This is a genomic window from Catenulispora pinistramenti (genome assembly GCF_018274385.1).
GTDB classification, from domain to species: Bacteria; Actinomycetota; Actinomycetes; order Streptomycetales; family Catenulisporaceae; genus Catenulispora; species Catenulispora pinistramenti.
In genome coordinates this window covers 1-10,856 of sequence record NZ_JAAFYZ010000300.1, presented here as the reverse complement: position 1 = coordinate 10,856, position 10,856 = coordinate 1, and the positions used below count along the sequence as shown (strand labels likewise).

Here is a 10,856-nt window from a genome sequence, read left to right as displayed (position 1 = left end):
CCCCGAGCACCACCGCCACCACCCCCACCGGCGGCCTGGCGCACACCGGCGCCGGCGACACCGTGCCGCTGGCCGGCGGCGCGCTGGCGCTGCTGGCTGCCGGCGGCGGGATGATGGTGTACACGCGGCGTGGGAAGAAGCAGAGCACGCACTCCTGATCCGGCAGCAGCATCCGCCGATCACGCACCGCCAGGGAGCCCCACGGGACTTGAGGTTCGAGTCCCTGTGGGGCTTTTCGGCTTCCCGGTTTGAATAGCGCCTTTCGGCTTGAACAGCCCGGGCGACTGATCCCCACCCCACGCCGAGACGGCTCGGCGAGCCGCCGCGCGGCCTGGGTGCTCGTCCTCAGCGGCCTGATCGGCCAAGTCGCCGCACACCTGCGCCGCCCGACCCTGGCCCGGAACGACTCAGGGGCCGCCCGACCTACGGACGACCCCTGAATCCCTTACCGGTTAACGCATCTGCTTAACGCATCCGCTCAACGCATCCTGCACACTCACCGCAGGACTCGTTAGCGCATCCCGCGCACCTACCGCAGAACTCGTCCCCCGACAGCGCGGGCGACCTGGACCTCGACCCCGTCCGAGACGGCCGCCGGGCCGCCGAAGACCTCGACCGAGCCGCCGGCCAGCGCCTGGCTGAAGCCGTGCAGCGCGGTGGCGGTGCCGTCGGGCAGCCGGACCGGGTCGGTGAGCAGCAGCGGGCTGTGCGCCGAGGCCAGCATCGCGGCGCCGGTCAGGGCGTCGGCGAAGCGGGTGCCGGTGGCGACGCCGACGGTCTGCGGGTTGTGGAAGGTGCCGGCCACCAGCGAGGCGGTGGCGTAGCGGTCCCAGCCCGCGAACTGCGCGGAGGCGTCGCGGTTCTTCAGGTGCGCGGCCGCGGCCACGGCCTGGCCGCCGACCGCCGCCACCGAGTGCGCGCCGGCCACGAAGCCGGCCACGGCCGGGGACAGCTTGCGGTCGGCGGTCAGCAGGATCGCCGCCGGGGTGCCGCTGCCGCCGCCGTACATCGCCGAGAACGGGCCGGCGGTGAGGGCGTCGGCGAAGTCGGCGCCGGTGGCCAGCACCACGTTGCCGGTCGGGTTGCCCAGCTGGTTGGCGATCGCCAGCGAGGTGCCGTACCGGTCGGCGCCCGCGACCCGGGTGACCTGCGCGGCCGGCAGGCCCAGCGCGCTGACCACCTTGTCGGAGACCGCGTTCACGCCGCCCAGGACGTAGACCTTGCCGCCGGGGGCCAGCACCCGGTGGATCTCGGCGACCACGGCCGGGTCGGCCGCCTTGGAGGGCGTCAGCAGCAGCGGGCCGCCCTTCTCGGTGGCCAGCGGGACGCCGGACAGCGCGTCGGGGAAGGTCTCGCCGGTGGCCAGGACCACGGCCGAGGCCGAGCCGGCCTTCGGGAACGACTTCTGCGAGACGTTGATCGCGGTGCCGTAGCGGTCGGCGCCGGCGATCCGGTGCACGACCGGGGCGTTGGGCGCGGTCGGCTGCAGCGGCGCGACGGTGGTGACCTTCGACAGGTAGTCGTCGGCCGGGGAGCCCAGGCCGGTGGCGGTGTCGTAGCCGACGGCCGCGGTCAGCGAGGAGTCCTCGCCGGCCTGGTAGAGCGTGCCGCGGGTCGGGTCGGCGGTCGAGACGTGGATGCCCTCGAGCACCTTCGGCTGACCCGGGATCTGCCCGGTGACGTCGTGGAACGCCGAGGAGCCGTTCAGCGCGTACAGCGCCGGGTTGGCGAAGCCGAGAGCGTGGCCGGCGGCCTGCTTGGCGTCGGCCTGCAGCGCCGAGAACTCCGGAGCCGCGACCGAGGTGCCGCCCATGCCGCCCTCGCCGTACTGGCCGGCGGTGGTCATGCCGGTCATGCCGACGTCGACCGAGGAGGCCAGCGCGCCGTTCATCGCGACGTCCGGCAGGGTCCGCATCGGACGCGTGGTGCCGTGGCCGCTGGGCAGGTTGTCCGCCAGCGCGGCCGGCACGGCACCGGACTGGTACCACGGCTGCGCGACGTCCTCGGACGTGCCGCCGCCCCCGCCGAAGTAGAAGGAGAACGGGACCTTCTGGCCCTTGACCGGACCCCACGCCGCGTCGCCCTGCTTGGCGGCGCCGACGTGGTCGCCCATCGTCGCCTCCCACGCGTAGTCGCCCTGCGCGTCGGTGGCCAGCGTGGTGCCGCCGACCGCGGTCACCCACGAGGAGCTGACCGGCCACTCGGTCTGCTTGCGCGCCGAGTCCGGGGCGCAGTTGGCGCCGCCGCCGGCCGCGTTCGCCGGGTCGTCGTCACCGCAGTCGCCGGTGGAGAAGTCGAAGCCGATGCCCTCCAGGGCACCCTTCTGGAAGATCCGGTCGTAGGCGGCTATCTCCGACGGGTCCATGTCCTGGCCGTCGGTGGTGTGCATGATCTCGCCCCAGGAGTTGGAGACCACGTCGGCCAGGTGCTGGTCGACGATCTTCTCCTCGGCGGCCATCAGGTCCGGGTCGGTGCAGGAGTTCGCGCCGACGTAGACGATGTTCGCGTCCGGCGCCAGGCCGTGCGTCATCTCGACGTCCAGCGCCTCCTCGCCGGCCACGTTCGCGGTGCCGCCGCAGGCCTGGACGTTCGTCCACTGCGACTGGTCCAGCACCTCGCTGTACTGGCCCGGGGCGAAGGCCTTGTCGCCGTGCGCGGTCGCGAACTGGTTCGCGTCGGCCTGCATCGTGGGCGAGCCGTACCAGTCGACGATCGCGATGGTCGAGCCCTTGCCGGTCATCCCGGACTTGGTGACGCCGTAGGCGTCGCGCAGCTGCTTGGGCGTGTACGAGCAGGGCAGCAGCGCCGTCGGGCCGGGGTTGGCGCCGGCCGGCCAGGCGGTGCTGGTGGTCGCGCCCCAGTACGGCGAGCAGTTCTGGTTCGCGGCGTTGGCCGCGTTCGCCTTCGCCGAGTCCGCGTGCACCCGCACCGAGGCCTGCGACAGGCCCGAGACGCCGGTGACGAGGTCGGCGACGTCGGCCGGGATGACCGCGGCGGAGGAGGCCGCGTACTTCACCGCGCCGTCGGTGCCCTGGTAGTCCTTGATCTGCGTGCCGAAGGCGCGCTGCACGGCGGCGGAGTCACCGACCGCGTCGATCCAGTCGCTCTGCACGCCCGAGACCTTCAGCCCGGCCCCGGTCAGCCACTTCTGCACCGCCGCCAGCTGCGCCGGCGTGGCGCCGTACCGCGCCTGGATCTGCGCCGGGGTCAGGAAGTGCTGGTAGTCCGGGCTGTTCGGGTCGGCGGCGGCCCGCGCCGCGGCGGCCAGCCCCGCCGGATCCTGCCCGGCCAGGTAAACCCGGGTACTGATCTGCTGCGCGGCCGGCAGCGCACCCCGGTCGGCCTGCGCGGTCGCCCACGCCGGATGGGCGTCGGCCAGGATCTTGTTGGTGGTGCTGTGGTGCTGCGTGTCGGCCTGCGCGGGCGAGGCGGACGCGGACGCGGCGACAAGCGCGATGGCGACGGGGAAGACCCCCGCCATCACAGCCTGCGCACGCCGCCGCTGAGCGGCGTTCGGCATAGATGGAATCCCTTTCCCCTGTGGTGGCAGCCGTCCCGCGCGAAGCGGCCGCCAGGGGGCGACTTTATGAAATCTTCAGGGACGGCGAACTGATGTTTATCCACTGGGGAACCCGCAGGACAAGATCCGGTAGGAGACCGTGACCGGTTCGTGTCCTGCATATGCACATGTCAGGCGAGGGCGCCGAGATGTGTCACTTTCCGAAGAAGCCGCGTGAACCGGCGGCCGAGTCAACCGCGACCCGGCTCGAATCAGACATCCAATTCGATCCGAACATTCGATCCGAGTACAGCGGAGGCCGTGGTACCGAACGTCTCGTGGAACGTATCGCTCAGATGCGACGGCGAGGCGAAGCCGGCGTCGGCGGCGCAGCGAGTGAGGTTGTGCCCGGCGGCCAGCCCCCGAGCCGCCTCCAGCAGGCGGTTCCACTGCTGGTAGCGGCGGAAGGTCGTGCCGGTCTGGCTGGCGAACAGCCGCAGGAAGTAAGGGGTCGACATCCCCAGGCCGTGCGCGCTGTGCTCGGCACGCAGTATCCGGGCCGGTTCTTCGCGGATCTCATCGACGACGCGCCGGATGCGGCGGTCAGTCGCGCCGCCCCGGATGCGGCGGTCAGTCCCGCCGGTCAGACAGGGATCAGCAACAAGTCGCAGGTACTCCAAATCCGCCCCACGCCGACAGGCCGCAATCAACTCGCGCTCCAGCCGGTGCTCCAGACCGTAGCGCCCCACCTGCAGCCGCATCGCGACGGCGGCGCTCGGATCGGTGAACAGCAACAGGATCCGCCCCTCAGGCGAGATCACGCGGTGCCGAGCGCGGCCCGGTGCGTAGACGCTGCGGGTGCGGATCGCGCCGTGCTCGGGGGTCTCGAGGACGAACGGCGCGTCCAGGCCGACGGTCAGGACGCCGATGGACGCGGCGTGCAGATCGACGCCCAGGTCCGGCCCGACGTAGCCGCACTGTCCGGGACGGAGCCACGCCACCGGCGCCTGTGTGGCACCGCACGTTTGTGGAAGCGCGCCGACCGCCATGAGACCACGCTAACCGACGAGGGGAACTTCCACGAAGTCCATGCACAGAGAGCGGGGAACAGCTATGGAACAGCACATTCCTGATCGTTCGTGGCGTGCCGAGGAGCAGTTCGTGGAGCTCGGCGATGCCCGGGCGCACGTCGTGCGCAACGGTGCGCCAGAGGCGCCGGTGCTGCTGTTGGTCCACGGGCTCGGCGCGTCCACGGCGTGGTGGAATCCGGTCGTGCCGTGCCTGGCCGACGCCTACCGAGTGGTGCGAGTAGACCTGCTCGGCCACGGCCGCTCCACCGGCCCGAAGAGCGGGGACGCCGCATACAGCGTCCCCGGACAGGCCGAGCGCATCGGCGCCGTCCTGGAACAGCTGGGCATAAACCGCGTGCTGCTGGCCGTCGGGCATTCCACCGGCGGCAGCGTGGTCGCCGAGCTGGCTCGGCAGCGTCCTGATGCGGTGTCGGCGCTGGTGTTGATCGGGACCGGACCGTATCCGGAGGCTGATACATCTGACAGCCCTCTGAGTCGGCTGCTGTTCGCCCGGGTGCCCGGCGCGTTCCTGTGGCGGGCGTTCAACACCGCCATCGTCCGCAAGAGCCTGAGTACCGCGTTCGCCAAGCCCGCGGCGCCGCTTCCGGACGAGCTCGCGGACCGGACCCGGGGCATGACGCACCACGCTCTGGCGGCGACCGCACGAGGGTCGCTGGCGTATATCAGGGAACAGCCGATGCCGGACCGGCTTACCGCGCTCGGGAAGCCGCTGCTCGTGGTGTTCGGCGCGCAGGACGCGCGCTGGCGGTCGGCCGCGGCCGAGGACTACCGGGTGGTGCCGGGGGCCCGGGTCGTGGTGCTGCCGGGGATCGGCCACACTCCTATGTACGACGATCCGCAGACGACCTGCGATCTGCTGCTGGAGTTCGCGGGCTCGGCGGTGCAAACCCACTGATGTCCTCTGGTCGCGTGTCGCATGCCGCCTCACCTGCGGCGTCGTAATAGCGTGACGACCGTGACCTCCTCTGCCGAGCCGGACAGCGCAGCGGTACCCCGGCCCAACGCCAGCGCCGCCATGCTGGTGCGCCGCCCGAAGCTGTGGCTGATCCCGGCCGTCCTGGCGACGTTGGTGGCGCTCCTGCTCTCGCTGCTCTACATGGGCGGAATCCTGGATCCGAACGGCAACCTGCACCGCTTGCCGATCGCGGTGGTCGACGCCGACACCGGGGCGCCGCCGCCCGGCCAGCAGCAGAACCTGGGTGCTCAGGTGGCGCAGTCGGTGGTGGCCGGTACGCCGGGTCGCCAGTTCGACTGGAAGCGGGCGACGCCGGCCGAGGCGGCGGACATGCTGGCATCGGGCAAGGTCTACGGCGCGCTGGAGATCCCGGCCGACTTCACGGCCTCGGTCACGGCCCTGACCACCGGCCAGGCCACGGCGCGCCCGACGATCACCGTGCTCACCAACCCCGGCCTGGGCAGCCTGGGCTCCTCGATCGCGGCCCAGGCCACCCAGGGGGCGGCGCACCAGGCCTCGCTGGCGATCGGCAAGCAGCTGACGTCCTCCCCCGCCGCGGCCGGCGCCGACCCCACCGCGCGGCTGCTCCTGGCCGACCCGGTCGCCGTCAGCAGCCAGGTCGGCCATCCGATCGGCCGGCACAGCGGCCTGGGCCTGACCGCGTTCTACTACGCGCTGCTGCTGGTGCTGGCCGGGTTCATCGGCGGCAACCTGATCAACAGCGGCGTGGACACGGCGCTCGGGTACGCCGACAGCGAGATGGGGCCCTGGCACACGCGCCGCCCTACCGTGCCCATCACCAGGACCCAGACCCTGCTGCTGAAGATGTTCATGACCGCGGGTATCACGGTGCTGACCACGAGCATGGTGATGGTCGCGTGCATCGCCGCGCTGGGCATGGACGCCACCCACATCCCGCTGCTGTGGATCTTCTCCTACTGTGCCTGCCTGGCGATCGGCCTCGGGGTACAGGCGATCAACGCGGCCTTCGGCGGCATCGGGCAGCTGGTCTCGATGTTCGTGTTCGTGGCGCTGGCCATCCCCTCCTCCGGCGCGACGATCCCGCTGCAGGCGGCGCCGGGCATCTACCGCTTCCTCGGCGCCTTCGAACCGATGCGGCAGCTCAGCGGCGGGGTGCGCGCGATCCTGTACTTCGACGCGCGCGGCGACGCGGGACTGATGCGGGCGTGGCTGATGATCGTCGTCGGGGTGGCGGGCGCGCTCGTGTTCGGCTTCGCGATGACGCGGTACTACGACCGGAAGGGGTTGCGGCGGCTGACGCCGCATCTGTAGGCCGACAGGCGGGTACGTCGAGAACCCGTAGACCCGTAGGCAAGAGCGTTCGCTCTCCGAAAACACGGTTGCCCCGTCTGACACCGCTGAGTCACGGTGGACCCCGTGCCGAACCCACCGTCACCACCCCGGCTAGCGATATCACGTTTGTCGCACCCGCTCACCGCCGCCAAAACCTCCCGCCGAGTCCGGGCCATCCGCCTGCTCACCTCCGTCAGCCCGGCCCTGGCCTGGACCGTCGCCGGGTTCGTCGTGGCCGAGGCCGTGCTCCCGAACCTGACCCTCATCGCGATGGGCCGCGCCACCGGCCGCATCCCCGCCGCCGCCCGCGACGGCCTGGGCTCGGCCGCGGGCCACTCGCTGCTGACCGCGCTGGCCCTGGCCGGTGTCTGCTACGGCCTGTCCCTGCTGCGCGGTCCGGCCGAGGACGCCCTGTCCTCGGTCGTCCGGGCCCGCATGGTGGTCGCGTTGCAACGCCGCTTGATCACAGCGGTGAGCGCGCCGGCGGGCATCGCGCACCTGGAGGACTCCGAGACGCTGGACCGGCTGGCGAACGCGCAGGGCCAGTTGATGAACGCCGCCCCGGCCGACGCCCCGATGACCATCGCCTCGCAGCTCGGCGGCTGGCTGTCGGGGACCATGGCCTGCGTCGTGCTGTGCACGTTCCGCTGGTGGCTGGGCCTGGCGATGTTCGCGGCGTGGCTGGCGGTGCGGCATCCGCTGGGCCGACTGATACGGACCCGGATCGGCAGCTTCCGCGCGGCCGGGGAGCCGTTGCGGCGGGCCTGGTACCTGTTCGCGGTGGCGACGCGGCCGGGCGCGGCGAAGGAATCCCGGGTGTTCGGCTTCAGCAAGTGGCTCACCGCCGAACACCGGACCCACTACATCAGTGGCCTGAGTCCGACCTGGACCGAGATCCGGCGGCAGGGCCGGCGGATGACACTGGTGGCCGTCGCTGTGCTCGCGGTGTTCGCCCTCGGCGCGGGAACTCTGGGCTGGACCGCGTACCACCGCGAGATCGGGCTGGGCACGCTGGCGGTGATGCTCACCATGCTCCCGTCCTCGATGTCGATCGGTACGGTCTCGATGACCGACTTCCAGCTGGAGATGATGCTCACCGCACTCCCCGACCTCGACGCGCTCACCGATTCGCTGGAGCCGTCCGCCGATCCGGCCGACGCCGGCCGCGACGCCGTCGACCCGGCCGGGATGCCGCGCGAGGCCGTGGTCTTCGAGAACATCGGCTTCCGCTACCCCGGCGGCGACACCGACGTCTTCGGCGACCTGAATCTGACGCTGCGCGCGGGGGAATCGACCGCGTTGGTAGGGGTGAACGGCGCCGGCAAGACGACGCTGGTCACGCTCCTGGCGCGGCTGCGCGACCCGAGCCGCGGCCGGGTCCTGGTGGACGGCGTCGCGCTGAACGACCTGCACGTCCGCGACTGGCAGAAGCAGGTCGCGGTCGTCTACCAGGACTACACGCGCTATCCGCTCTCCGCCCGGGAGAACGTGACGCTGAACCTTCTCGGGGGTCCGGTCGATGAGCGGGCCCTGAACCAGGCCGCCGAGCGGGCCGGGGCGACAGACCTCGTCGAAGGCCTGGCCGACGGCTGGCGCACCGTCTTGTCCCCGCAGTACGAAGGCGGCACCGATCTGTCCGGCGGGCAGTGGCAGCGGATCGCGCTGGCCCGCGCGCTGTACGCGGTCGCGCGCGGCGCGACCGTCCTGATCCTGGACGAGCCGACGGCCCAGCTCGACGTCCGGGCCGAGGCGGCGTTCTACGAGCGGTTCCTGGAGATCACGCGGGGCGTCACCAGCATCGTGATCTCGCACCGGTTCTCCACCGTGAAGCGGGCGAACCGGATCGCGGTCCTGGACGGCGGCCGGATCACCGAGCTCGGCAGCCACTCCGAACTCCTGGCCCACGCGGGCACCTACGCGGATCTGTTCACCAAGCAGGCGGCGGCATTCACCGGCGGACGGAACAAGGCATGAGCGACACCGAACAGAGCGACGCCGAACAAAGCGACATCGAACAAAGCGACATCGAGCAGCCGGAACGCACCTTCGAACCCGCCGAGCACCGCCTGCGCCGCCGCATGTTCGGCATCCTCGTCGGCGCCGGATTCCGCGCCTCCCCGGGCATGATGACCGCCGCGACGCTCATGAGCCTGCTCGGCACCGCGGCCTCGGTCAGCTACCCCGTCGGCTACCGGATCCTGGTCGACGCCGCGCTGCACCGCGACGCCGCCCGCGTCATCGTCGGCGTGTCGGTGGTGGCCGTGCTGTTCAGCGTCGGCTGGCTGCTGCAGAACCTGGCCGTCGCGCAGGGTTCGCCGCTGACCGACACCGTCAACGTCTACCACTCCGAGCGCATCGCCGGTCTGATCAACGAGATCCCGGGCCTGGAGCACTATGAGGACCCGGCGATCCTGCGCGAAGTGGAGCAGCTGCGCGACAACCGCCGCGGGCTGGCCGCCGCCCCACGGCAGATCACCGGCATGGTCTCCAACGCGATCCGGATCGGCACCATCGCCGTCCTGCTGGCCACGGTCTACCTGCCGGTGCTGCTGGTCCCGGTGGCCGCCGTCGCCCCGGCGCTGGCCAGCCGCCGGGCCTCGAAGATCGCCAAGCGGAACGAGACCGAGCTGGCCGACGACCGGCGGCTGCTCGGCGACCTGTTCGTGATCACCACCTCCGCCGACACCGCGAAGGAGCTGCGCACCTACGGCATCACCGACGACCTGGCCACCCGGCACCACCAGCTCGGCGAGCAGGTCCGCAAGTCCTCGGTCGGGGCGGCGCTGCGCGGGGCGGCGTGGGAGGCCGCGGGCTGGCTGTTCTACGCCGCCTTCTTCATCGCCGCGATCGTCGTGCTGGTCCTGCGCGCCACCCACGGCCAGGTCTCGCCGGGACAGATCGTCATGGTCGTCAGCCTGCTGCGCCGGGTCCAGAGCCAGCTGTCGACCGCCTCGGACACCGCCGGCAGCCTGGCGACCGCGATGCGCAACGCCAAGCGGATGCTCTGGCTGGAGGACTACGCACAGACCCAGCGCCCGACCGGGACCCTCCCGGCGCCGGAGTCCCTGGCCGGCGGCATCCGCCTGGACCACACCGCCTTCGCCTATCCGAGCTCTGACAAGCAGGTCCTGCACGACCTCCTGCTGGAACTGCCGGCCGGCTCCACGGTCGCGCTGGTCGGGGAGAACGGGGCCGGCAAGACCACCCTGGTCAAGCTGCTCACCGGGATGTACACGCCGAGCGAGGGCCGGGTCCTGATCGACGGCACCGACCTGGCCGAGCTGGACCTGGCGTCCTGGCGCGGCCGGGTGACGGCGACGTTCCAGGACTTCGTCCGGTTCCAGACCCCGGCCCGGCAGGCCGTCGGCCTGGGCGACCTGCCCCGGATGGCCGACGAGGCGGCGCTGGCCTCGGCCGTCGAGCGGGCCGAGGCCGGCGAGGTGGTGGCGCAACTGCCCGCCGGCCTGGACACCCAGCTGGGGCGCTACTTCCCAAGCGGGCGCGAGCTGTCCGGCGGCCAGTGGCAGCGGATCGCGCTGGCCCGCGGCCAGATGCGCGAGCAGCCGCTGCTGACCGTGCTGGACGAGCCGACCGCCGCGTTGGACGCCATCATCGAGGCGGCGGTCTTCGCCCGGCACGTGCGGATCGCCGCCGAGCGCCGCGAGCAGGGGGCGATCACGTTGTTCGTCTCGCACCGCTTCTCCACGGTGCGCGCGGCGGATCTGATCGTCGTGCTCGACGGCGGCCGGATCGTGGAGACTGGCGGCCACGACGAGTTGATGGCTGCCGACGGGCACTACGCGCAGCTGTACACGTTGCAGGCCCGGGCTTATCTGGACTCTTGAATGACGGCGGCTGGTGCCGGAGCAGGCAGCTTTGGTGGTTGGTGGTTGGTGGTTGGTGGTTGGTGGTTGGTGGTTGGTGGTTGGTGGTTGGTGGTTGGTGGTTGGTGGTTGGGATCCGTTCCCCGGGCGGCGCTGCGGGGAGCATGACCCGC

General features: G+C 71.7%; 7 protein-coding genes. 5 read left to right on the top strand and 2 right to left on the bottom strand.

The window, feature by feature from the left end; genetic code table 11:
• Positions 1 to 35 precede the first annotated feature (35 nt).
• Positions 36 to 158, top strand: coding sequence for an LPXTG cell wall anchor domain-containing protein (locus tag KGQ19_RS53660; protein WP_498038953.1), 123 nt, complete (start codon positions 36 to 38; stop codon positions 156 to 158).
• A gap of 371 nt (positions 159 to 529) precedes the next feature.
• Here the strand turns inward: KGQ19_RS53660 and KGQ19_RS44465 are convergent, their stop codons facing one another.
• Positions 530 to 3,520 carry a cell wall-binding repeat-containing protein gene (locus KGQ19_RS44465; protein WP_212020967.1) on the bottom strand — a complete coding sequence of 997 codons (2,991 nt, stop codon included), beginning with the start codon at positions 3,518 to 3,520 and terminating at the stop codon, positions 530 to 532.
• A gap of 251 nt (positions 3,521 to 3,771) precedes the next feature.
• Complete coding sequence (locus KGQ19_RS44460; protein ID WP_212020959.1) at positions 3,772 to 4,548, bottom strand: helix-turn-helix transcriptional regulator; 777 nt, start codon at positions 4,546 to 4,548, stop codon at positions 3,772 to 3,774.
• Between the two features lie 64 nt (positions 4,549 to 4,612).
• On the opposite strand from KGQ19_RS44460, the gene KGQ19_RS44455 reads away from it, so the two are divergent.
• The 4 genes from KGQ19_RS44455 to KGQ19_RS44440 all read left to right on the top strand — a co-directional run bounded on the left by KGQ19_RS44455 (position 4,613) and on the right by KGQ19_RS44440 (position 10,704).
• Positions 4,613 to 5,485 carry an alpha/beta fold hydrolase gene (locus KGQ19_RS44455; protein ID WP_212020957.1) on the top strand — a complete coding sequence of 291 codons (873 nt, stop codon included), beginning with the start codon at positions 4,613 to 4,615 and terminating at the stop codon, positions 5,483 to 5,485.
• A gap of 120 nt (positions 5,486 to 5,605) precedes the next feature.
• Positions 5,606 to 6,838: a YhgE/Pip domain-containing protein gene (locus KGQ19_RS44450; protein ID WP_230420403.1), complete on the top strand. Its 1,233-nt coding sequence runs from the start codon at positions 5,606 to 5,608 to the stop codon at positions 6,836 to 6,838.
• A gap of 147 nt (positions 6,839 to 6,985) precedes the next feature.
• Positions 6,986 to 8,833: an ABC transporter ATP-binding protein gene (locus KGQ19_RS44445; RefSeq protein WP_212020954.1), complete on the top strand. Its 1,848-nt coding sequence runs from the start codon at positions 6,986 to 6,988 to the stop codon at positions 8,831 to 8,833.
• The gene (locus KGQ19_RS44440; protein ID WP_212020949.1) at positions 8,830 to 10,704 is read left to right on the top strand and encodes an ABC transporter ATP-binding protein; all 1,875 of its coding nucleotides are present in this window, start codon (positions 8,830 to 8,832) and stop codon (positions 10,702 to 10,704) included. The genes KGQ19_RS44445 and KGQ19_RS44440 overlap by 4 nt, the downstream gene beginning before the upstream one ends.
• Positions 10,705 to 10,856: the final 152 nt, after the last annotated feature.

Excerpts from the sequence above, each read along its gene's own strand:
- KGQ19_RS44465 (WP_212020967.1), bottom strand. The coding sequence starts at position 3,520 with ATGCCGAACGCCGCTCAGCGGCGGCGTGCGCAGGCTGTGATGGCGGGG.
- KGQ19_RS44460 (WP_212020959.1), bottom strand. The coding sequence starts at position 4,548 with ATGGCGGTCGGCGCGCTTCCACAAACGTGCGGTGCCACACAGGCGCCG.
- KGQ19_RS44455 (WP_212020957.1), top strand. The coding sequence starts at position 4,613 with ATGGAACAGCACATTCCTGATCGTTCGTGGCGTGCCGAGGAGCAGTTC.
- KGQ19_RS44450 (WP_230420403.1), top strand. The coding sequence starts at position 5,606 with ATGCTGGTGCGCCGCCCGAAGCTGTGGCTGATCCCGGCCGTCCTGGCG.
- KGQ19_RS44440 (WP_212020949.1), top strand. The coding sequence starts at position 8,830 with ATGAGCGACACCGAACAGAGCGACGCCGAACAAAGCGACATCGAACAA.